At 68.2% G+C, this 23,600-nt stretch carries 14 protein-coding genes; 9 read left to right on the forward strand and 5 right to left on the reverse strand.

Annotation, left to right across the window (positions count from 1 at the left end; all coding sequences use genetic code 11):
* Positions 1–87: 87 nt before the first annotated feature.
* Entirely contained in the window at positions 88–2,019 is a 1,932-nt protein-coding gene (locus tag GXY15_05965) for a hypothetical protein (protein NLV40756.1), read from the reverse strand.
* A gap of 176 nt (positions 2,020–2,195) precedes the next feature.
* On the opposite strand from GXY15_05965, the gene GXY15_05970 reads away from it, so the two are divergent.
* The 4 genes from GXY15_05970 (at position 2,196) to GXY15_05985 (ending at position 11,921) form a co-directional block, all read left to right on the forward strand.
* Entirely contained in the window at positions 2,196–3,650 is a 1,455-nt protein-coding gene (locus tag GXY15_05970; GenBank protein NLV40757.1) for an arylsulfatase, read from the forward strand.
* A gap of 290 nt (positions 3,651–3,940) precedes the next feature.
* Entirely contained in the window at positions 3,941–7,045 is a 3,105-nt protein-coding gene (locus GXY15_05975) for a hypothetical protein (GenBank protein NLV40758.1), read from the forward strand.
* Complete coding sequence (locus GXY15_05980) at positions 7,042–10,464, forward strand: UvrD-helicase domain-containing protein (GenBank protein NLV40759.1); 3,423 nt, start codon at positions 7,042–7,044, stop codon at positions 10,462–10,464. Before GXY15_05975 ends, GXY15_05980 begins: the two co-directional genes overlap by 4 nt.
* 470 nt (positions 10,465–10,934) lie before the next feature.
* Positions 10,935–11,921: a serine protease gene (locus GXY15_05985; protein ID NLV40760.1), complete on the forward strand. Its 987-nt coding sequence runs from the start codon at positions 10,935–10,937 to the stop codon at positions 11,919–11,921.
* Between the two features lie 69 nt (positions 11,922–11,990).
* Here GXY15_05985 and GXY15_05990 read toward each other — a convergent pair whose 3' ends face one another.
* Entirely contained in the window at positions 11,991–13,121 is a 1,131-nt protein-coding gene (locus GXY15_05990; GenBank protein ID NLV40761.1) for a hypothetical protein, read from the reverse strand.
* Positions 13,118–13,747 (reverse strand): RNA polymerase sigma factor, encoded by a 630-nt coding sequence (locus GXY15_05995; GenBank protein NLV40762.1) that lies wholly within the window; start codon positions 13,745–13,747, stop codon positions 13,118–13,120. The genes GXY15_05990 and GXY15_05995 overlap by 4 nt, the downstream gene beginning before the upstream one ends.
* Before the next feature lie 247 nt (positions 13,748–13,994).
* Here GXY15_05995 and recO point away from each other — a divergent pair, with 247 nt between their 5' ends.
* From recO to GXY15_06020, 5 genes are all read left to right on the forward strand, one after another.
* On the forward strand, positions 13,995–14,792 hold the full coding sequence (gene recO / locus GXY15_06000; GenBank protein ID NLV40763.1) for a DNA repair protein RecO: 798 nt from the start codon (positions 13,995–13,997) through the stop codon (positions 14,790–14,792).
* On the forward strand, positions 14,793–16,607 hold the full coding sequence (lepA, locus tag GXY15_06005; protein ID NLV40764.1) for an elongation factor 4: 1,815 nt from the start codon (positions 14,793–14,795) through the stop codon (positions 16,605–16,607).
* Between the two features lie 77 nt (positions 16,608–16,684).
* Entirely contained in the window at positions 16,685–17,647 is a 963-nt protein-coding gene (gene lepB, locus GXY15_06010) for a signal peptidase I (protein NLV40765.1), read from the forward strand.
* Between the two features lie 152 nt (positions 17,648–17,799).
* Positions 17,800–18,276, forward strand: coding sequence for a hypothetical protein (locus tag GXY15_06015; GenBank protein NLV40766.1), 477 nt, complete (start codon positions 17,800–17,802; stop codon positions 18,274–18,276).
* Positions 18,258–19,343, forward strand: coding sequence for an alpha/beta hydrolase (locus GXY15_06020; protein ID NLV40767.1), 1,086 nt, complete (start codon positions 18,258–18,260; stop codon positions 19,341–19,343). Before GXY15_06015 ends, GXY15_06020 begins: the two co-directional genes overlap by 19 nt.
* An 11-nt stretch (positions 19,344–19,354) precedes the next feature.
* Here GXY15_06020 and GXY15_06025 read toward each other — a convergent pair whose 3' ends face one another.
* Together GXY15_06025 and GXY15_06030 are read right to left on the reverse strand one after the other, a co-directional pair.
* Entirely contained in the window at positions 19,355–21,406 is a 2,052-nt protein-coding gene (locus GXY15_06025) for a hypothetical protein (protein NLV40768.1), read from the reverse strand.
* Between the two features lie 37 nt (positions 21,407–21,443).
* Entirely contained in the window at positions 21,444–23,597 is a 2,154-nt protein-coding gene (locus GXY15_06030) for a hypothetical protein (GenBank protein ID NLV40769.1), read from the reverse strand.
* Positions 23,598–23,600 lie beyond the last annotated feature (3 nt).

A 23,600-nucleotide genomic window follows, 5' to 3' on the forward strand; every position in this document is an offset into this window, starting at 1 on the left:
GCAGAAGGGGAAGGGGGCGCATGATGATTTCCTTTCTGGTGGGGGTCCGGAGGCATGCTAACACAGCCGGGCGGACGGTGGAAAATGCTATGAGTCCCCGCGGCGCTCGTGCGCGCCCATGTCCGGCGCCGCGCCCTGCGGCACCGGAACCCCCTCAAAGTCCGTGTCGGCGGCGGGGGTGTCCCCGGCGTCCACACACGGGGAGTCCGCCGTCAGCCGGTAGTCCCGCGCGGCGGCGTTCCCCACCCGCGGCTCCGCCGCGAGGGAGCGGGGCTCCTTGCCATAGTCGCGGCGGTAGTCGTCGAAGGCGGCCATGGGATAGCGGTGTCCGTCCACGGAAACCATGTCGCCCTCCGGCTGCCACCAGCAGTTGCGGTCCATCTCCAGGGCGTCCAGCGCCTCCCGGGGCCAGGTGGGCGCGTAGAAGGCGTTTTCCAGGGCGCCGCAAAAAATGTTGCCCCGGATCACGATGCCCCGCGCGCGGGCCGGGCTGGTGTAGAAGCACAGATGCCGGCCGCTGGGATCGGGCCGCTGGGCGTGTCCCCAGCCGCTTCCGGCGTCGAAGCAGGTGTTGTGCTCGAAGCGGATGTTCTCGGTCTCGGAGGCCTCCGGGCGGTTCCAGTACTCGAAGGAGTACTCGGAGTTCCAGATCAGGTTGTACCGGTAGGTGATGTTCCGCTGCGGCGTGTTCGGGCCGCCGCTCTGGTTGGTCAGGGCGGCGTCGTAGATCTCCCACAGGCGGCACCGCTCCACAAGGCAATCGTGCGCCGCGGCCCAGAACTCAATCCCGTTCCCGAAGCGCACCGTCTTGTCCCCGCCCATCTGGTCGCCGCCGCCAATCCAGCTGATGTCGCAGTTGCGCGCCGTGATGTGGTGGACGTTGCCGCCGCCGATCCCGTGGGCCGCGCCGTAGCGCAGCGCAAGCCCGTCGTACACGACATGGTGGCGGTTGCCCTGGTCTATGAGGTGCTCCCGCACGGCGCACTCTATCTCCGTGTGCAGGGCGGCCGGATTTCCCGGCGAGACCAGCCGGACAACGTGCGCCGCCTCGTCGTACCAGTATTCCCCCGGCGTGTCGAGATCCCCCGGCTCCCAAACCTTCACGCCGCAGGATTGCTCGCCGTCGAAAATGATGTTGCCCACATCGTTCACCAGAAAGCCGTCCGCCGCGCATTCCCGGAACGACAGCGCCTCCAGCGAGAGCGACGCGCCCGCAGGCAGGGCCGTTCCCAGAAAGAAGGTCAGCCGGGCATCCTCCGCCGTCTGGTTTGCCTTGTAGTGGCACGTGAAGGTCGCCCACTCCCCCCCCGCGGGGAAGGACGGGCGCGCGCCCGCGGCCCCGTAAGACGACCACGGCGGCCCGGACCGCATCAGCGTGGGCGCCTCCAGCGTGACGGGCGCGCTGCTCCTCGCCCGGAAAGACAGGGCGTACATGCCCCCCTGCCGGACGGGGAACGACGCGGTGTAGCACTGGACGTGCGACCCGGCGGTCCCCGGCGCGGCGCACTCCACCCGCAGGCCGCCGTCACCCCCCGTCATCCGGGCGGACGCGCCCCCCTCTGCGTGCAGCCGCCAGCCCGGAGAATCGCCGGCTGCGGGCGGCAGCAGCAGTTCCGGTCCGTCCACCCTCGGCGGCAGGGTGCTCCAGACACCGTTGCCCAGGTCCATCCAGTCCTCCGGGCGGTTCTTGGCCACCGATCCCATCAGCACGGGCTTGTCGCCCTCTCCGTAGGCGCCATAGGTGACAGGGGCCGTCTCGTCCCCGCTGCGCGCCCGCAACTGGCCGCGCCACGCATCCCCCCGCCGGAACAGCACGCTGTCCCCGGGCGCCAGCTCCGCCGCGTTCACCCGGTCCAGCGAGGCCCACGCCGTCTCCGGCGTCCGCCCGTCCGCCGCATCCGACCCGATGGCGGCCACATGGTAGGGGACCGCCCATCCCGGACAGGCCGCCAACAAGAGGATTCCCGGCACGCCAAGGCGGGCAAGGCGGTTCATTCGTCGCGTCGGAACAAGATTCATGGCCAACCACCCTCCTTTAGATGCAAACCCGCGCGCGCCGGGGGCATGCCCCGCCGCCGCCCCATTATCCTCCTCCCCGCCTCCCGGACCAAACCGGGCGACCTCTTCAGGTTGACCCCCGGCGTCTCAGCGGCTACAGTAGGCCTTCGCGGGAACAACCGACAAAGGACACCCCCATGCAGCGACGCGAGTTTCTGAGGACCACGGGCGCCCTGCTGGCGGGCGGGGCACTGGCGCGCGCCGCAGGCACGGCGGAACAGGCGGCCACACCGCCGAACATCATCCTGATCCTGGCGGATGACCTGGGCTACGGCGACTTGGGCTGTTATGGCCAGCGCCTCCTGGAGACGCCGAACATTGACCGGCTCGCCGCGGAGGGGCTGCGGTTCACGCAGGCCTATGCGGGCGGCCCCGTGTGCGCGCCCTCACGGTGCGCCCTCATGACCGGGCTGCACGGCGGCCACGGCGTGGTGCGCGACAACATCCCCCACTACCCCGCCTATCTTGGGGAGGGGGACATCACAGCCGCCAAGGTGCTCCGCGGCGCCGGGTACCGCTGCGGCGGCGTGGGCAAGTGGTCGCTGGGCGACGCCGGGACCGTGGGGCGCGCCACCAACCAGGGGTTTGACACGTGGTTCGGCTATCTCAACCAGGACCACGCCCACTACTACTACACGGAGTACCTCGACGATGACGAGGGGCGGCTGGACCTCAAGGGAAACGGTGAGTCCCGCGAGCACTACAGCCATGACCTGATGGCGGAGCGCGCCCTCCGCTTTGTGCGCGAACACAGGGACGGCCCGTTCTTCCTGTATGCCGCCTTCACGCTGCCCCATTTCTCCAGTGACGACGAGGATCCCGACGGCTTCGCCGTCCCCTCGACGGAACCCTTTACCGGAAGGGACTGGGACGAGCGCACGAAGAAGTACGCCGCCATGGTCCACCGGCTCGACCGGGATGTCGGACGTCTGACAGACTTGGTGGAGGAACTCGGCCTTACGGAAAACACGCTCATCCTCTTCGCCAGCGACAACGGCGGACACCGGGACGTCCCGGACCCCGTCCGCACCGGCGGCCCGCTGCGCGGCTTCAAGTCCGAACTCACCGAGGGCGGCATCCGGGTGCCCCTCATCGCCCGCTGGCCCGGCGTGGTTCCGGCGGGAAAGACCAGCGATGAGATCGTCGCGTTCTGGGATCTCCTGCCGACCTTCGCCGAACTGGCCGGGACCGCCTCGCCCGAAAAGCTGGACGGGGTGTCCATCGTCCCCGCGCTGAAAGGCGGCGCGCTGGAGCAGCCCCGCGAATACCTCTACTGGGATTACGGCCACTGCCGTGACCGCTACGACCAGGCCGTCCGCATGGGCCGCTGGAAGGGTATCCGCCTCGGCAGCGGCGGAAAGATCCAGCTCTACGATCTGGAAAAAGACCTCGGCGAAACCAGCGACCTCGCCGAAAAACATCCCGACATCGTCCAACGGATGGAGGAACTCATGCGGGAGGCGGTCACGCCCAGCCCGAGATATCCCGTCGGCGTGGAATACAAGGGGAAACCCCTCTGGAAGAAGGCAACGCACGGGCCCGCTGAGGTCAATAAGCGGCAGCCGAAAGCCCTGAATACGCAGGCCGAGTAACCATGCGGTTTCTCAGTCTGTCCGAAAAGGGTGAAGGCACTCGCGGGGAAGGAAGACAAGGCAGGCGGGACGCCTGCGCTACGGGGATGACAGACGGCAGCCGATGCCGTAGCGCAGGCGTCCCGCCTGCCTTGTCTTCGGTCCTGTGCGCGGTGTTCGATCCCGTATTTTCCGCCATGGTCCTGAAAATTGCCCGCCCGCCTTTCCGGAAATCGGAAAGGCAATTTGGTATCATGGGGCTCATGTTGGAGGACGGATCATGAAAGAACCCAAGCGGGGGGCCCTGCGCAATGACTGAGGCGGCGCTGTATCTGGGCGCGCGGGATTCCGGGCGGGCGGAGGCCGTGGACGGGCTGGTGGCCGCATGCTGGGGGCGCGCGGCGCTGGTGGTGCCGGTGCGGGCGATGGCCGCGGCGCGGATGGAGGCGCTGCTGCTGGGACGGGGGCTGCCGGGGGTGTTCGGCGCGCCGGTGCGGGAGTTTAACGACTGGGTGCGGGACCTGTTGGCCGCGCAGGGGCGGGAGGTCCGGCTGGTGGACTCGCTGGAGCGGTCGCTGGTGATGGAGGCGTGCGTGGACGCCCTGGCGCGCGAGGGAAAAGTGCCGGGGGGCGGCGCGCCGCGTTTTCCGGCGGGGCTGGTGCGCCATCTGCTGGCGGCGGTGACCAAACTCAAGCAGGCGGCGGTGACGCCGGAGGAACACGCGAAGATCACCGCCGGGGAGTGGGACGCCTTTCTGGCGGAGGCCTATGCCCGGTATCAGGCGGTGCTGCTGGGGCGGGGGCTCTATGACATTCCCGGGCTCTACTGGGAGGCCTGCCTGCTCTGCGACGGGGACGGCCCCGTCCGCCTGCTGGGGGGGCTGGAGCTGGTCGCGCTGGACGGATTTGACGACTTCACCCCGTCGCAGCTGCGGCTGGTGCTGGCGCTGGCACGGCGGGTGCCGCACCTGGTCGTCGGGCTGAACCACGACCCGGACCCGGAGCTGGAGGACCTGTACTCCCTGTCCGCCGCCACGGTGGAGCGGCTCCGCGAGACGCTGCACCCCGCAGAACGGTTCTTCCCCTCCCCCGCTCCGGCCACCTTCACCGGCTTCGCCGCGACGGCCCTGTTCCGTTCCGAACCGCCCGAAGCGGCCCCGGCGGGACTGGCCCGGAATCTCCGGCTGGCGCCGCGGCTGAACGTCCAGCACGAGATCGAGGAGACGCTGCGGGAGATCAAGGGGCTGCTGCTGGAGGGTGCCACGGCCCCGTCGCGGGTGGCGGTGGTGCTGCCGGACTACGCGGAGCACGCGGCCGCCGTGGAGTGCGCCGCGGCGGAATTCGGGGTGCCGGTGCATTCTGTGGGGGGTGTGCCGCTGGCCTCCGGGGGGGTGGGCCTGTTTCTGCGCAAACTGATCCGCGCCCTGTCGGAGTGGGCGGTAGAGGACGTTCTGGAAGTCGTTTCCGCGCAGTGGTTTGCCCCGGAGGGGGCCGCCGCACCGGACACGGCCCCCTTCCCGCGCCTCGCCGCGGCTGCGGGGATCACCGGCGGCCGGGACGAATGGTTTGCGCGGCTGGCGCGCCTGCGCGAACGGCTGGGCCGCCCTCCCGAACCGGACACCGACCGGGTGTCCCTCCCCTTCCCCGCCCTGCCCGTGCTGGCGGCGCTGGAGCGGCGGATGGGCGCGCTGGCGGACCTCGACGACCGCCTGCCGCTTCGCGCGTCGCAGGCGGCGCACACGCGGGCCTTCACCGCGCTGGTGGAAACTCTCGGCACCGTCAAGGCGCCGGAGGTCCCCTCCCCCGCCCTTCGGGCGCTCCACGGCGCGCTGGCCACCCTGTCGCAGACCGGCGACCCGGACCGCGAGCTGGACCGGGACGCCTTTTTCGAGCTGCTCGACCGCAGCCTGTGCGGCGCGGAGTACCGGCGGTCCTCGCCGCCCGACGCAGTGTTCTTCGCCGCGCCGTCCGCCCTGCGCGGGCGGTCCTTCGACCGGGTGTATTTCTGCGGCGCGAACGAGGGCGTGGTGCCCGGCGCGCCGCCGTCCAACGCCTTCTTCTCCGAGCAGGACATCCAGCGGCTGCGCGGGGCCGGGGTGGTTCTGGAGGGCCGCCGCGAGCATGCCCACCGCGAGCGGCTGGTGTTCCACCACGCCCTTGCGGCGGCGGAACGGGACTTCGTCCTTTCGTGGCGGCTTCAGGACGCCCGGGGCCGCGAAGCCCTGCCCGGCCCCTTTGTGACCGGCCTGGGCGACCTGCCGGGGGGCGACTCCCTGCCCAGGGACACCTTCACCCCCGATGAGAGCGTGCCAACGCATGCCCAGGCCGCCAGTCCGCGCGACCTGGCGCGCGCCGCCCTGCTCCGTCCCCTGCCCGCGCTGCGGGAGGCCTTTCCGGAGCTGCTGGCGGGCCCCCTCGACGGCGCGACGGTGGAGCGCGCGCGCAACGACGCGTCGCCCTTCGGCCCGCACGACGGGATGCTGGCGGACCCCGAAGTGAGGGCCTGGCTGGCCGAAAAGTTCGGCCCGGAGCACCGCTTCAGCCCGTCCGCCCTGGAGCGCTGGCTGGCGTGCCCCTTCGCGTTCTTCGCCGAGCGCGTGCTGAAGATCGCGGAGGATGACACAACGCCCGGCGAAATGGACCCGCGCGTGCGCGGAATCCTGATGCACGACGCCCTGCGGATGTACTACGGGTGCCGGCGGGACGGGGAAAGCGCGGAGGGCGAAGGCATCCTGGAGGCGCTGGAACAGGCATTCCAAAACAGCCGCGGCCGCTTGGACACCCTCTCCCCCGGCGTCCTCCAGGCCGAGAAGACGCGCATGGGGCGGCAGCTCGTCCGTTTTCTTGCGCGCATCCGGGGAACGCTCTCCGAAGACTACGCCCCGGCGCTCTTCGAGCAGCCCTTTGGCCGCGCCGAAAATGGGGCCGGCCCCCTGCGCTTGAGTGTGGGTGAGGGGGAGACCGTGCTGCTGTCCGGACAGGTGGACCGCATTGACCTGACCCCGGACGGCGGCGCCGCCCGGATCATTGACTACAAACTCAGCAAGGTGTGCGCGCAGAGTGACATCTCCGGCGGACAGGACATCCAGCTCTCGGTCTACATGCGGGCCGTGGAGGAGCTGATCCGCCCGGGCACCGTGTGCGCCGAGGCGTGGTACCTTTCCCTGACCAAGGACACAGACCGCCGCATCGGCGAGAAGAAGGGGCGTTCCGGCGTGACGCGGGAGGAGGCGCTGGCGGCGGCGGAGAAGGAAATCTCCCGCGCCGTCGCCGGCATCCGCGCCGGAGAGTTTCCCCCCGTCACCCCCAAGGGAAAGGCCCCCTTCGGCGCGACGGCGGCGCGGTTCACCGAGGCGCGCATCGCGCGCAAGACCGGCATGGCCGCGGCGGAAGACGGCGGGGAGGGCGAGGCATGAACTTCACCCCGGAACAGGAACAGGCCATCACCGGAACCGCGCGGCGCATCTGCGTGTCCGCGGGGGCCGGATCGGGCAAGACGCGCATCCTCATCGAGCGCATGCTGCGGCTGCTGGACAGCCCGGAGCTGTGGCCCGAAAAGCGGCCCCGCCTCGACGGCATCGTGGCGCTGACCTTCGCCGACAAGGCGGCGGCGGAGATGAAGGCGCGGCTGCGCAGGGGCTTTGCGGAGAAGGCGAAGACCGCCACCGGCGACGCCCGGAAGTTCTGGCGCGAACTGGTCCGCGAGGCCGACGGCGCGCGCGCCTCCACCATCCATTCCTTCTGCGCGTCCTTCCTCCGCGAGAACGCCCTGCGCCTCGGCCTGAGCCCGGACACGGGCGTCCTGAGCGACGCCGAGAACGCGCTGCTGAAGGAGCGCGTGGTGGCGGAGGTGCTCGACGAGCTGCTGGAGGCGGGCGATGCCGGGGCGGCGGCGCTCTACGTGGAGTACGGCGGCAAGCGCCTGAAGGACGCCCTGCGCTCGGCGATCGGACAGCGGACGGCGCTGCGGGACATCGCCGCCCGGACACCGGACAACGCGACACCGGAAGCCCTTGTTGAAGAGTGGAAGCGCGTGGCCGGAGCCGTGTTCGACCGCGAAACCCTCGCCCTCGCCTCCCCCGCCGCACTGGGGCCGGCGCTGGCGGAATTGAAGGCGCTGGAAACCTGCGTCCTTTATGAAAACGACGGGCGGGCCAAACGCCTTCAGCACGCCGTCGCCCTGCTGGAACGGGTGCTGGCCCCCGGTGCGGAGCCCGGAATAATCCGCGAAGCCCTCGCGGAATTGGGGAAAGCGGGAGACTACAGTCCCAAGGCAAGCGACAAGAAATGGACGGACAGGGCGTCCTATGAGCGGGCGAACACGCTGCTCAACAACCTGCACAAGAGGTTCCAGAAAATCGCATTGCTCGACGCGGAGGGCGATCCGCAGATGGAGCTGGAAACGGCCCGGCGCACGCTGGACTTCCTGTCTATCGCCGAGCGGGTGATCGCGCGCTTCGCCGAGCGCAAGGCCGCGCTGGAGTGCCAGGACTTCGACGACCAGATTGACCAGACCCGCCGCATCCTCGCGGAGGACGGGGAACTGCGCGCGCGCACCGCGCGGGGCATCGCCTTCCTGCTGGTGGACGAGTTCCAGGACACGGACCGCGCCCAGCTCGAAATCGCCAACCTGCTCTGCGACACCCCGGGCGGGCCGTCGCTGTTCATCGTCGGCGACGCCAAGCAGTCCATCTACCTGTTCCGGGGGGCGGAGGTCGGCGTGTTCCGCCAGGCCGGCACGGCGGCGGACCAGCGCGTCGCCCTGGACACCAATTTCCGCTCCACCCCCGGGGTGCTGGAGTTCATCAACGACTTCTTCCGGAAGACCGGGCTGCTCGCCGCCGTGGAGGACTACGGCGGCATGAAAACCCACCGCCCCGCCGCCGGACGGTCGGCCGTCGAGTTTCTCCTGCCCCCGGACACGGAGGAAAAGACGAAGGCCGAAGAGGCCCACAAGACCGAGGCCGCGTTCATCGCCGCGCGCATCCGCGAGATGGTCCACGGCCCGGAACCGCTGACAGTCGGCGATCCGGAGGACCGGCAGCCCGTCCGCTACGGCAACATCGCCCTGCTGTTTCGCCGCTTCACCCAGGTGCACCATTACGAGGAGGCCCTGCGGGCCGCGGACATCCCCTACTGCCTCGGCGCGGGCCGCAGCTTCTACACGCGCCAGGAGGTGCTGGACGTCCTCCACCTGCTCCAGACCGCCTGCGACCCGTGGAACGAGACGGCGCTGCTGTGCTTCCTGCGCGGGCCCTTCGCCGCTCTCAGCGACGACACGCTCGCGCGGATGGCCATGGCCGACCCGCGCAAGGGCGGGCTGGCGCGCGTCTTCCACGGCGGGCAGACCCCCACAGGGTTCCCCGGGGCGGACCGCCTCGCCCGCGCCCGGGAACTCCTGCGGCGGGTGCGGGAACTGCGCGGCGACCCGCCCGGCCCCGCGCTGCGCCGGGCGCTGGAACTGAGCGGCGCGGAGGCCGTGTGCCTCGGCCAGTACCAGGGAATGCAGAAGGCCTCCAACCTGCGCAAACTCGTCGCCGTGGCCGACGAGTTTTCGCCGCGCCTGCCCGCCACGCTGGCGGACTTCGTCCGCTATCTCGACGATGTCCGCGACCGGGCGGTCCAGGAGGGCGACGCCAACCTCCAGACCGGGGGCGGCGACGCCGTGCTGGTGATGACGATCCACGCCTCCAAGGGGCTGGAGTTCCCGGTGGTGTTTCTCCCGGACCTGTGCCCCCAGAAAAGGGGGAAGAACGCGTCCGGTCCCCTGCACCTGCACCGGGACCTCGGCGCGGTGATGGGTGCCGGGGATCTGGAGGAAAAGGACGACGACACCGCCAAGCCCGTGCTGGTCCGGGCGATCCAGCTGGCCACCGGCCGCGGGGAGGACGAGGAGTCCGCGCGGCTGCTGTACGTCGCCATGACCCGCGCGCGGGACCACCTCGTGCTGTGCGGCCGCGGCGATGCGGGCGGGGACACCTGGTTCGGCCGCTTCAACGAGGCCTATTCGCTTGCCGACAGGAAGCACGGAAGTGAAATCGTGAAGGACGGCTGGAAAGCGGTGGTCCACCGCGAGATGCCCGCCCCCTGCGGTCCCGCACCACAGCCGGACCGGGGGGAAACGCCCGACCTGGACGCCCTGCGCCGCCGCATCGCGCCCTTTGCCGTCCCCGAACGCGCGGGCGCCACGGTCTCCGTGTCCGCCGTGCTCAACTGGATTCTGGGCGGCGAGGGCGGCGCGGAGAAAGACGCCGGGGACCACACGCGGGACACCGCCGGAGCCGAAACGCCCCCCGCCCCGCCGGACCAGGAATTCGCCATGGACCGGGGCACGGCGGTCCACCGGTTCTTCGAGCTGTGGGACTTCGCCGGGGACAACGCGGACCTGCCGGACCGTGTGCTGGACGAGAGCGACTTCGACCCGCAACAGCGGGAGGCGCTGCGCGCCCAACTGGCGCGCATGGCCGAACGCTTCCGGGAGGACCCGCTCCACGCGCGCCTCGCCGCCGACGCGGCGTTCCGCCGCGAACTGCCCTTCCTGCTTCCCTTCGAGGGGCACCTGATCCGGGGAACCATTGATGCCCTGCTCGGCGACAGCACAGTACTCGACTACAAGACCGGCGCGCCGAACGCGGAAAAGCTCGAGCGCTACGGCCTCCAACTGGCCCTCTACGCCGAGGCCGTGCGCCAGGTGACCGGCGCCGCGCCGGAAGAGGGCCTCCTCTACTTCGTGGACCGCGCCCTCATCGAACGCGTGCCCCTCGGCCCCGGGCCCATCGCCGCCGCCATGGAGCGCGTCCGTCAAGTCCTCCAAGAGCGCGGGCGGCGGAATTGATGGAGACGAGAAACAACACGAGTTCAAGTTCCGGTCAGTTCCTTTTGCGTATTATATACGTATGTTTTTTCGTAGTATGTATCATGGACGTGTGACTTTTTTTATAAGACCTATAGAGAGGTGAAATGGCAAGACAGAGACATCGAAAAAAAACGTTGCAGATGCGCGCACTTAGAGGTACAATCAGGTTAGCCAACGCAGGAGGATATGAAATGACCCGTTCCAGGAAAGATGATAGGATCGCTAGTCCGAAACAGACTCCCAGCGAGTCGAAGATAGAAGCCTTGCTTCGAGACGCCATGCGGTACCCTGGAGTGGCAGATATCTTTGAAATCTGCAAGACCGCGCAGGAAGCGCAAGAATCTTACGCTGTCATCGCTGGTTCGAATGAGGAGGCATCACCAACGGTAACTTGGTCTGACACAACACGGGGCCGCCTGTGCTCATATTAGGATAGGGAGAGAAACAATATGCCAACGTGGGGAGGTATCCTGAAGGAGCTCCATAAAGCCCAAGAGGAGCCAGGTGAAGGGTCTGCATGGGATCGGGTGCGAAGGAAATACCTGATCCAGATGGCTGAAAAGACAAAGCGCCCCGTCATATTGTACGCAACTCGGTTTCTTCAAGGGAGTTTGCCAATCGACCCGAATCTTCTTTCAATCACAGATGAAGACATACAAGGTTTAATGGAGGTTGTCCACGAGTTGGAAGGCCCAAGCCTCGACCTTATTCTTCATAGCCCTGGCGGCTCCTTGGAAGCGGCTGCGGCATTTGTCAGTTATCTTCGGTCAAAGTATGACGACATTCGAGTTGTAGTACCAATGATGGCAATGTCAGCTGCATGCATGATTGCATGTTGTTCAAACAAAATACTGATGGGAAAGCACTCTTTCTTGGGGCCTATCGATCCACAATTGGTTCTCTCCACATCACTTGGCGTGCGAATGGTACCCGCTCAGGCAATTTTGGATCAGTTTGACTTGGCGTTACTTCAGTGCAAACAGGATAAGAATGCTCTCGCAGCCTGGGCTCCTATGCTATCACAATACGGGCCAGATTTATTAGTGCAATGTCAAAATGCATCCCAACGATCCGAGCACCTCGTATGTAAGTGGTTACAGGAAAACATGTTCCAAGAAGAAGCCGATGCAAAAAAGAAATCTAAGCACATTGCTGAATGGCTTTCAGATCACAAGCAACACAAGAGCCACTCACGACATATAACGCGCGATGAATTAATAACAGAGGGCCTTTTTATCGAAAGGCTCGAAGATGATCAGGAGCTTCAAGATATCGTCTTATCTGTGTATCACGCTGTAACACATACATTCTCCATGACTAATACAATAAAGATCATCGAAAACAACAAAGGGAGGGCATTTGTAAAATCTGCTATTCCTCCGCCACCAAAAACATCCTCACCGTCAATAAATCCCCAAAGAAACATTCCTGTCTGACCTATCACAGTGTTCTGTTTTCGATTTCCAGAATTTCCTTGAGTAATCGTGACGCATGTGGTATTCGTGTCACTGTATATCCTCGCCGGTGAGGTAGTACCAGGTGGTGTCGAAGCGGAAAAGCACGACGCCGCCGAGGGCGCTGATCTTGTCCACGGCGGGGTGTTCGGCAAGCAGTTTCTTGAAGGCATCATCGCCCCGGGAAAGGTTGGTGACCTTCTCGCCCGCGTAGCCCCGTTCCATCCATCCGTCCGGGGTCTGGAGGAATACCTTGCCTTCGACCACGCGGCCCAGCGCCACGCCGGGGCCAAAGGATCCGCCCGTGTCCGTGGGCTGGGGCTTGGGAGTGGCGGGGGACTGCGCCGGGGCGGGCGGACGGTCCTGTCCCGTGGCGGGGGCCGCCGGGGCGGCCGCAGGCGCGGGGGCGGGGGCGGTGGGCGTGGTCTGGCCCCGGCCCGCCTCCCCTTTCTCCGGCACGGCGGACTTGGACATCAAACTCCGGTTTCGGGAGACTGTCGGCGGGGCGCTTTGCTCCGCCGTCACGGCCTCGGCCAGGGGGGCGGCCTCCTGCGGGGCGGCGGGCGCCCCTCCCCCGCTTCCGGGGGCGGGCGGGGCGGATTGGGGCAGGGCTTCGGCCTGCGCCGGGTCCGCATCCGCAACGGTTTCCGCCGGGGCGGCGATGTCCTGGGCCGCCGCCGCGGGCACCGCCTTCGCCGCATCCTTCGGCGCCTCCTCCATCAGCATCACCGGAAAGACTTCGTTCTTTCCCCCCTCCGCCGCAGGCGTTTGGGCGGGCGCCTCCCCGGCCTGCCGCGCCATGAGCATCTCCGCGTCGCGCGGGGACCGGGCGGACTGCGTCTGGTAGAAGCACAGCGCGGCCATGCCCGCGCAGAGCATCACGGCGGCGGCGAGATACTGGGCGGGACTGCGCCGCTTTGGCACCTCGTCTGCCCCGCGAAACCGCACGGTCACCCGGGTGGGGGCGGCCTCGTCAATCTCGTGGAGCGTGTCGCGGACCAGCTCCCCGGGCGCTTCGGGGGCTGCCTGCCGAACCAGTTCGTCCACGCGGCGCATCTGGTCCAGGGCTTCGCGGAGTTCCGGCTGCTCCTCCAGCAGGCGCTCCACCGCGGCGCGGGCTTCGGGGTCCAGCTCGCCGTCCAGGTAGGCGGACAGTTGCTCGTGCAGTTCCGGGGAAATCATGTCCGGCCTCCTTCCAGCACGCCGCGCCGCTCCAGACAGAGGGCCAGCCGCCGCCGCGCCTCGCTGATGCGCGATTTCACGGTGCCCACGGGGCACTCCAGAACGGCGGCGATGGCCGCATAGTCCATGTCGCGCTCCACCCGCAGGGCGAAGGCCTCCCGGTACTCCGGCGTCAGGCCGCCGAGGCACCGCCCCAGCGCCTCGCGCAGTTCCCCCGCCTCGGCGTTCTTTGCGGGGGAGTCGGCGGGCCCGGAGACGGCTTCACGCATCGGGGCGTCCCCGTCAAAGGGGTTTCCCGCCGCCACCTCGCGGTCGCGGCCCTTGCGGGTGCGGTCCCGGTGTAGGTTCCGCGAGAGATTGACGACGATCCGGTGCATCCAGGTGCCGAAGGCCGCGTCGCCCCGGAATCCGCCCAGGCTGTTCCAGGCGCGCAGGAAGGCCTCCTGCGCGAGGTCGCGGGCGTCCTCGCGGTTTCCCGTGAGCCGCCACGCCAGGGCGTGCACATGATTTTGGTGTCTGCGCATCAACTCGGCAAAAGCCTCCATGTCCCGGTCCGCGGCGCGCGGAACCAGGTCTTTGTCGTCAAGGGCGGCGGGGGGTTCCACCCCGTCCGGGGGCGCGGCCATGGTGCGTTCCTTTCCCTGTGAGACCCCGTTTTTCCGGGGAGGTTCGGATAGTGTACCGCAGGCCGGGGGGGCGGGGGAATGCGGGGGACGATATGGACACTATGGACGGGATGGACAGAGAGGCGGGCCTGCCCGCGCGGACCGCTCTCTCCCCAGGCGATTTCCGCCCCGTTTTCAACCGGAAACCGGGCTTCCGCGCCCCGCGCCGTTTGCGCCTTTGAGGGGCACGATGGTATGATTTCGCCGCGTGTTTCCGAACCGAGGCGGCCAGCACCCCCCAACGCTGGAGGCGGGATTGTCCCAGCTCAAAACCGAAGGCATAGTGCTGCGCAAGGTGGACTTTGGCGACACCAGCGCGATCGTCAGTTTTCTCACGCCGGACCGGGGGCGGATCGCGTGCCTGGCCAAGGGCATGCGCGGCAGAAAGAGCCCCTTCGCGCCGGTGCTGGACACCTTCAACCGCGTGGATCTGGTGTGCTACTGGAAGGACGGCCGGTCCGTCCAGACGCTCGGCGAGGTGTCCCCGCTGGACGTCTGGGGCGGTTTGAAGCGCGACGTGGACCGTTTCGCCCACGCCGCGTTTCTGCTGGAGATTTGTCTGCATGCCGCGGGGGAGGACGCCCCCTCGGAGATCCTGTACGGGGCGCTCGTGGACGGCCTGAGCGCGCTGGAGTCCGCCCCGGACAACGTGCGCGGCCTCACGGCGCTGGCGGCGTACCGCCTGCTGGCGGCGCTGGGGCTGGCCCCGGAGCTGGCCGCGTGCGCGGACACGGGCCGCGGCCCGGAGGCGGCGCGGTGGTTCTCGTGGGAGCACGGCCTGTCGGAGTCCCTGGGAAACCGGCGGGTGGGTCCGGAGGAGGTGGCGGCCCTGGGCCGGATGGCCTCGGAGGGCGCGCCGCCCGCCGCCGGCCCGCCGGCGGAGGCGGTGTTTGAGCTGATGGCCAGATTCACAGCCGGGCAGCTGGAAACGGATTTCCGGAGCCTGCGCGTGCTGCGCCAGGTTTCGGGCGGCGTCCGGCCGGCGGACGCCCGAGGAAAGGAATGAATGAGCGTACCCCGGGAAAACATCCGCAACTTCTGCATCATCGCGCACATTGACCACGGGAAGTCCACCCTGGCCGACCGGCTGCTCCAGCAGACGAACACGATAGACACGCGCAACCTGAAGGAGCAGACGCTCGACAACATGGACATCGAGCGCGAGCGCGGCATCACCATCAAGTCGGTGGCCGTGCGCATGAATTACACCGCCGCGGACGGCCGGGAGTACGAGCTGAACCTCATTGACACGCCGGGGCATGTGGACTTCTCCTACGAGGTCTCCCGCGCCATGGCGGCCTGCGAGGGCGCGCTGCTGGTGGTGGACGCCGCCCAGGGCGTGGAGGCGCAGACCCTCGCCCACGCCTACAAGGCCGTGGCGGAGAACCTGGAGATCATCCCGGTCATCAACAAGGTGGACCTGCCCGCGGCGGACGTGGACGGGACGCGCCAGCAGATCGAGGAGGTCATCGGGCTTCCCGCGGACGACGCGGTGCTCGCCAGCGCGAAGTCGGGCCTCGGCACCGGGGAGGTGCTGGAGGCGGTGATCGCGCGGATCCCCGCGCCCAGGGGCGAACGGGATGTCCCGCTGCGCGCGCTCATCTTCGACGCGGTCTACAACATCTACCGCGGCGTGATCGTCTTCGTGCGGGTCAAGGACGGCGTCCTGCGCCGCGGCCAGCGGGTCATGATGATGACCACCGGCATGCGCTACGAGGCGGTGGAGATCGGCACCCTCAAGCCCGAAATGGTCCCCTGCGACGAGCTGGCGGCGGGCGAGGTCGGCTATGTGATCTGCAACATCAAGACCCTCGAGGACACCCGCATCGGCGACACGCTCACGGCGCTCGACCAGCCCGCGGCGGAGGCCCTGCCGGGCTACGAGGAGGTGAAGCCCGTCGTCTTCTCGGGCATGTACCCGGCCAACGCGACGGACTACGAGGAGCTGCGCGACGCGCTGGACAAGCTGCACCTGAACGACTGCTCGTTCCAGTACCACGCGGACAGCAGCGACGCCCTCGGGCTGGGGTTCCGGCTGGGCTTCCTCGGCCTGCTCCACATGGAGATCATCCAGGAGCGGCTGGAGCGCGAGTTCGGCATGAACCTCGTGGTCACCATGCCGAACGTGGCCTACACCATCACCACGACGGACGGCGCCGTGACGGTCATCGAGAAGGCGTCGCAGATGCCGCCGGCCGGCGAGATCCAGACGATCGAGGAGCCGTACATCGAGGCGGACATCCTCTGCCCCACGCAGTACCTGAGCACGGTCATCGAGCTGTGCAAGAAGAAGCGCGGCATCCACGTGCGGGTGGACTACATTGACGGGAAGCGCTGCATGGCGGTCTACCAGATGCCGCTGGCGGAGATCGTCATTGACTTCTACGACAAGCTGAAATCCTGCACCCGCGGCTACGGGTCCCTGGAGTACCGCATCATCGGCAACCGCCCCGGCGACCTCGTGAAGCTCGACATCATGCTCAACGGCGATGTCATAGACGCGCTGTCCACCATCGTCCACCGGGAAAACTCGGTGTACCTGGGCCGGGCGCTGGCGTCGAAACTGCGCAAGCTCATCCCCCGCCAGCAGTACGAGATCGCGATCCAGGCGGCCATCTCCCGGAAGATCATCGTGCGCGAGACCGTGAAGGCCGTGCGCAAGAACGTCACGGCGAAATGCTACGGCGGCGACATCACCCGCAAGCGCAAGCTCCTCGAAAAGCAGAAGGAGGGCAAGAAGCGCATGAAGCAGGTGGGCACCGTCGAGGTGCCCCAGGAGGCCTTCATGGCGCTCCTCAAGGTCAACGAGGAGGACACCTGATCAGCGGCGACGCCCCAGACGCCCCCGCGGCGGACACGCCCCGCACCGCGCCCCCGCGCTGGGTGCTGTGGGTTCAGGTGTTCACCGGCCCGTGGAACCGGCGCAACCTCCTGGCGTGGATCGGTGTCATCGCCGCCGTCTTCGTGACCAAGGGCTGCCTCTTCGACCAGTACGTCATTCCCAGCGGCTCCATGGAGCCCACCCTGCACGGGGCCGAGCGCGGCGGCGACCGCGTCATCGCCAACAAACTCCTGTTCGGCCCGCGCATCCCCTTCACCACGGTGCGGCTGTGGAACTGGGCCGCACCCAAACGGTGGGACATCGTGGTCTTCCGGTCCGTGGATCCCGACTCCCCGTTCCCGGTGCTCGTGAAGCGGATCGTGGGCCTGCCAGGCGAAAAAATCCTGCTGAAAAATGGAAAGGTGTTTGTGAACGGCGTGGAGACGCCGCTGCCGGAGGACATGGCGGACACGGTCAAGTACACCACCGAGTGGGTGCTGGAGAAGGAGGTTCTCCTCCGCCAGTTCCTGATGCTGGCCAAAAAAAACGAGCCCCTCGACATCCTCAACCCCCGCCACGAACCCGTGCAGCAGCTCTACCGCGACATGCGCCGCTTCCATCCCGCCGTGCGGGACCGCGACGTCGCGGCCCTGACGCCGGATGAAATGCGGGAAATCTGCAAAGGCCTCAGCCGCGAGTCCCTTAACACGGTCCGCCACCTGACGCTGCTCTCCATGCCCCGCATGGTCTACGGCGTCATGGACACGCCGGACCTCAGCGTCGTCCCCGAGGGCCACTACCTCTGCCTCGGCGACAACAGCGGCGCCAGCCGCGACGGCCGCGTCTACGGATGGGTGCCCCGCGGCAATCTGCTGGGGCGTGTCTGCGCCGTCTGGTGGCCCTGGGAGCGCCGCCGCGACTTCACCGGATTCACCGGCACCTGGTGGGGCATGGCCCTGCTCTACGGCGGGCCCGCGGGCCTGCTGCTGTGGGAAGTCCTCCCCCGGGTCCGCCGCAGGCGCGGGGGCGGCCGGAAGTAGGCGGACCGCGGACGCGCCTCCCCGTTCTCCGGCAAACCGGGGCGTTCGCGGGCGGCGGGTATCTTGCCATTTCACCAGCCCGTGCCTATAATGGGACATCTTGTCAACATGGGGCGCCGCATGACATGAGTCCTTCCTCGCCAGAGGTCATCATGGCCGAAAGTCCGGACAGTTATGTTGTCCTGTACGCGATCCTGTGGCTGACGGCCTTTTTCCTGGCGGTGACGGTGTATATCCTCTCCAACCGCGCGCTCCAGCGGCAGCATCCCGGGGAACCAATCGGATGGAGTGCCCGGTGGATTTCCCTGCTGGCCGCGCTGGCGCTGGCCACCCCCCTGGTCTGGTACGCCCACGCGTTCTGCTCGGAGCAGTTCTGCGTGATGAAAATGGCGGGGGAGGACATTGTCCTGGAGTTCGAGATCCCCCCCCGGGAAGTCCGGGCGGGATACGCGGTGTGCAAGGTTACCCTGGAGCGCGGAATGCTGTTCGGCAGACGCTGGTGCCGCATTGTGGTGCACACCCCCCCAAATGATTATTTCTACGGGCATCTCATCGTCTGCGAGGAGGGGGAGCGGGCGCTGGATCGGTACCGGGAGATCACGGGGCAGAAATGGAGCGACCTGCGTTAAACGCGGACGGAACGGCGCCGGAGGGGAGGGGGCTTTCCCGCCGGGAAGTGCTGGGCGGCGGCGCGGCCGCGGCCGCCGCGCTGGCGGCAGGCAAAACGGAGGGAGCGGGCGTGCCCGGGAAACATGTCCATGGCGGTCCGGGAGAGCGCCGCGCCGCGTTGTGGCGGCTGCTGGGCGACCTCCCGGAACGGCGCGCCCCGTCGGCGGAGCGCCGCAGCCCGGAGAGGCGCGAAGGCTTCACGCTGGAGCGCCTGACCCTGGACCTGAACGGCCTCCAGAAAGTCCCCGCCCTGCTGCTGGTTCCGGACAACGCGCGGGAGAAGGCCCCCGGCCTGCTGTACATCCACTGGCACGGCGGGGATTATCCCGTGGGCAAGGAGGAACTGCTGGCGGGCACCCGGGCCATGCAGGGGGCCTACGCGCCGGAGCTGGCGAAACGGGGCATTGTCACCCTCGCCATAGACAGCTGGTGCTTCGGCGAACGGATGCCCTATCCGGACGACGGGGGCCGGGGCGAGTCGGACACGTTCAAGGAGATGCTCTGGAAGGGCCGGGTGCTGTTCGGCATGATGCTCTTTGACGAGTGGCAGGCCTTCCGCTGGCTGGCGGAGCACCCCCTGGTGGACCCGGACCGCATCGGCGTTTTCGGCATGTCCATGGGGGCGACCAAGGCGTGGTGGCTGGCCGCGCTGGAGCCCCGCGTCGCCTGCTGCATGGACCTGTGCTGCCTCACGGACTTCGACACGCTCATCGAGGAGAGGGGCCTGGGCGGGCACGGCATCTACTACTATGTGCCAAACCTGCTCAAGGAGTTCTCCACGGGGGACATCAACGCGCTCATCGCACCGCGGCCCCGGCTCAGCCTGAACGGCCGGGAGGACAAGCTGACTCCCCCGCGCGGGGTGGAGCGGGTGCGCGACCGGGTCCTGCCGCTCTACGCCGCCGCCGGAAAGGCGGAAGACTGCCGCATCGAGCTGTTCGACTGCGCCCACGAGGAGCTGCCCGAGATGCGGCGCCTGATCCTGGACTGGATGGACCGGCATCTGGCGCGCCCAACGCCCGCCTGACCGGCGCCCCGTCACGGCGCGGCGGGCCGGTCCTCCGAGGGGTACAGTCCGACCTTTCCCGGGTCAAAGGGGGTGATGCCCAGCGCCAACGCCGGGGAGTCCTGCCGGAGCCGGTAGTCGCCCGCGGCGGCATCCACGAAGCCCGGGTCGCCCTCCAGCAGGTTGTTCTCAAACACGATGCCCGGCAGCGCCTTTTCCTCGATGCGGTCCCACTTTCCGCCCGAACAGACGTTGCGGGCGATGCGGATGCCGTGGGGGGCCTTGGGGTCCTCCTCGAGGATGCGGGGCAGCTCGGGATACCGCTCGCTGTAAGGCGGCTTGGTGTAGGCGATGCCGGAGAGGGTCCCCTTCTCCTTCGCCTCGGCGATCCACTCGTCGGCGTGGTAGTGCGCCCAGCCCAGCGCCCGCGCGTCCACATGCACCGCCGGGACGCAGTCCACAAAGACGTTGTTCTCGATGGCGCAGTCGCGCCCGCCGCCGATGAAGGCCGCCGCCGTCACGCGGACAAACAGGTTCCCCACAATGTCCGCCGACGCGAACATGTCGTCGAGATACACCCCCACGCACCCCTTGTTCTCGAATCCCTGAATGTCGTGGAGATAGTTTCCCCGGATGACGTTGCCGCGCATGGTCCAGTTGCGCCCGGCGTAGATGGCCCCGGCGTCGTTGGACTCCAGGCAGACGCGGTGTATCTCGTTGCCCTCGATGAGGTGGTCGTTGCCCCCGAAGCCGACGGCCATGTGCGGCGCGTCGTGGATCAGGTTGCGCAGCGCGCGGTTGCCCACCCCGTCGAGAGAGATGGCGGTCTGGTACATGCGGCTCCAGCGGCCGTAGTCCCAAATGTGGTTGTTCTCCGCCGCGTGCCCGGCGGGGGTCAGGGTGGTGCGGTCGCCGCCGGAGAGGCGGATGCCGTTGCGGCCCATGCCGTGGATGTCGCAGCCGGCCACGGTGTGCCCCGCGCCCCCCTCCGCCGACACCGCGCCGCCGCTGCCGTTGCGGAAGGTGCATCCGGAGACGCGCACGCCCGCGCCGCCGGACACGGAGACCACGGTGCCCCGGAAGCCCTCGAACACAAGTCCGCGCAGGGTGACATGGGACGCGTCCGCGAACACCGCCGCCGTGTCCGCCTTGGACACCATGACATCCCCCTCCCCCGGTGTATCGGGGGGCCAGAAGAAGAGCAGGCCCTTCTCGCGGTCCACAAACCATTCGCCGGGGCGGTCCAGCTCGCAGAGGAGATTGAAGGCGTAGTACCACTGCCCCACGCGGTAGCCGTAGGTGTGGTAGGGCGGCGTCAGCTCTATCGTTTTCGATTCCGGAAGGATGGCGGCAATCTTCTGCCGCTGGTCGGACCAGTCCCAGAACCAGTACCCGTGGAGCCAGGCGTCCCTCTCCTTCGTCCAGCGGGCCGGACGGTCCTCCTCATAGTGGAACTTGCCCGTGGTGCTGCCGGGGATGCCGTGGATCTGGTGCCCGTCCTTCTCGACCAGTCCGGCGATTTTGACAAACCCCTCGTCCGGCCAGCGGGAGAGCGTCATGGGCCGCCCCCGGAAATAGACTTGCAGCGTGCCATCGTCGGCCGCCCCATATTCCGTGATTCCGGCGGCGCGCAGGTCGGCCTGGAGCACATGGGGCGCGGCGTCTGGGACAAGGCGCGCCAGCGCGTCGGGATCGGACACGGGGACGAATCCGCCCACCGTGCGGCCGCCGGAAAGGATGACCGTCTCCCCCGGCACCGCCCGGTAGACCACCGGGGCGTCGGCGCGGCCGGCATCGGCCGCCTCGAAGCGCACAGCGGCGTTGACGGGATAGACGCCCCCGCGCACAAGCACCTCCACCCCGCCCTGCGGGAGCCCCGTTGTCTCGATGAGCCGGCGCACGGCGGCCCGGGTGCCGTCCAGCGTCGCCAGCGGCCCGTCCTGCGGGGCGGCGTCGGCGGCGGGGTTCACCCCCGAGGCGCTGTCATCGCCGTTCGGGGCGACGTAAAAGCGCGCGCCCGGCGTCTGCGCGAAAGAGACGGCGGAAACAAGCACAACAGCAAGCGCGAGAAGGGTCGGTTTCATGATTTCTCCCGCGGCGGAGACCGGGGTCTTCCGCCGGTTACGGTGTGTCCGAAGCGATAAACCCGTGGGCCTGGCCCATGTAGTACGCCAGCAGGTAGGGGAAGCCCTCGCGCAGGCGGGTGCCCTTTCCGTCGTAGGTCAGCGCCCAGGGGTTGAGGTCCCAGTACACCTCATGCCGCTCGTCAACGGGGAAGACCTGCCCGTCGCGGCGGCCGCCGGAACCGGTCGGCGCGCCGTCATCGCCGCGCAGGGGCAGCAGGTCAATCCGGTGGGCGTTGGACATGGGCCAGTCCACCAGGTCCAGCGGGTAGCGGCGGAGGGTGTCCACGGCGTCCTCAAACCCGTGCGCGGGCAGCGACAGATCGGTGGTTCCCCAGTGGTCGGTGCGTGTCTTGCCGAGACAGCACGCCGCGTAGATGAAGTTCGCGAAGGCGTTGCGCTCCAGTTTCTCGTGCTGCCAGTGCCGGTGGATGGCGTGGTGGTACATGTTAAGCAGTTTCGGGTCCGTCTCGTAGCGGATCAGGTGGTAGTAGTTCATGAACGCCATGTTGTCGTCCGGCTGGTGGCCCGCGTCGAAGGGGCCGGGCAGGGCCTTGGGCTGGGTCATGCCGTTCATGGCGTAGCCTTGATCCAGTGCCAGTTCCAGATAGACCCGCCGGTATTTCTCATCGCCCGTCATGTGGTGCGTCACGGAGAGGTAGGTGAGGATGCTGAGGGAGTTCAGCCCGCGCTCGTCGCACCACGCGGGGTTGCGGTTCAGGTCGTCCGGCGAGAAGCGCCCCCAGCGCGTGGGGGTGCCGTCATGGTCCACCAGGTTGTACCCGTGCTCCAGGATGTGGTCCGTGATCCGCCGGACCGCCGCGCGCACGGGTTCGCGCTCCTCCTCAGTCTTGCACACGCGGTCGTAGTACACCGCGAACCCGAAGTAGTGCCCGTCGAGCTCGTCGGAACTGGAATCGTTCTTCCAGTACCACTCCCCCGTGGCGTCCACGGGCCAGCGCGGCTGGATGATCTTCCACAGTCTGTCCGCCGCATTGCGCCGCCGGTCATAGGCCAGGTCGAAGTCCGGATTGGGGTCCGGCTCGAAGGTCGGCTTGACGGCGCGGGCGATGAATCCCTTCGGCGCGGGGTGGGTGCCCCCCTCCGTCACCTCGCCGAGAAAAGCCAGGGCGCGGAAGGCGTTCCGGGCGTCGTCCCGCAGCTTCTCGCGGCCCGTGGCCGCATGGCCGAAGCTGACCGCGGCGAGATACAGCCCCGTGAAGTGCCCGTCGTTGTCCGTGAACACCGGAACCGCCGTGCGCTTGTCGCCGGGAATGGAGAGCTCCGCCGGGTTCACATACCCGAAGCGGGTGCGGCGGTGGTACTTTTCAATTTCCTCCTCGAAGAAGGCGGCCTTTTCGGACAGGGTCATCGGGATGGTCCGTATGCGGGAGATGCCGGCCGCCGTGGCGATCCACGCGCTCCCCTCCGCGTCCACCGCGATGTCGCGGACGGTGTTGTCCAGCAGCCAGCGCCGCCCCTGGCGGAAGGAGAATTGTCCGTCGCGGAAGTGGACCGCCCCGTTGGTGGTGCCGAACCACACGCCCTTCGGGCCTGCGGCCAGGCAGGTGAAGTCGTTGAACGGGAGGCCGTATTCGCCCGTGAACAGGCGCCATGCGCCGTCCGGAGTGCGGCACCCGACGCCCTGCGGCGCGGCGAACCACAGCGCCCCGGAGGGGTCAAAGGCCACGGCGCGGACATCCACGGGCGCCCAACGCACCGCGCCTTCCCTGGGCAGTGCCAGCTCCCACGCAAGCCCGTCGCCCGTGTAGAGGCCCGTGTCGGCGGCCGCCGCCCATTCGGCGTCCCGCCGCGCCGCGCCCCTGACAACGGCGCTCTCGCCGGCGGCCTGGAGAAGAGAAGCGCGCTGTCTAGAGTCCAGCGGCGCCGTGTCCGGGGGCGCGGCATCCGGCGCGGGCACCCAGCGGTCCCCTTCCCGCCGGATTGCGCCCTCCGCCGTAAGCGCGGTGACCCGGCCCGCCTCATTTACCCACACGCGCGACACGTCGTTGGACGGCAGCCCCTGCGCCGTGGTGTGGGGCTCGTGGACTTGCTGCTCAAACCGTCCAACAGCCACGGGAAGACTGTCCGCCGCCAACGCCGCATGAACGCAAACAAGCGCGAGAAGGGTCAGGAAAAGGTGCCTCGGCATTCA

Source organism: Candidatus Hydrogenedentota bacterium (assembly GCA_012730045.1).
Taxonomy (GTDB): domain Bacteria; phylum Hydrogenedentota; class Hydrogenedentia; order Hydrogenedentales; family CAITNO01; genus JAAYBR01.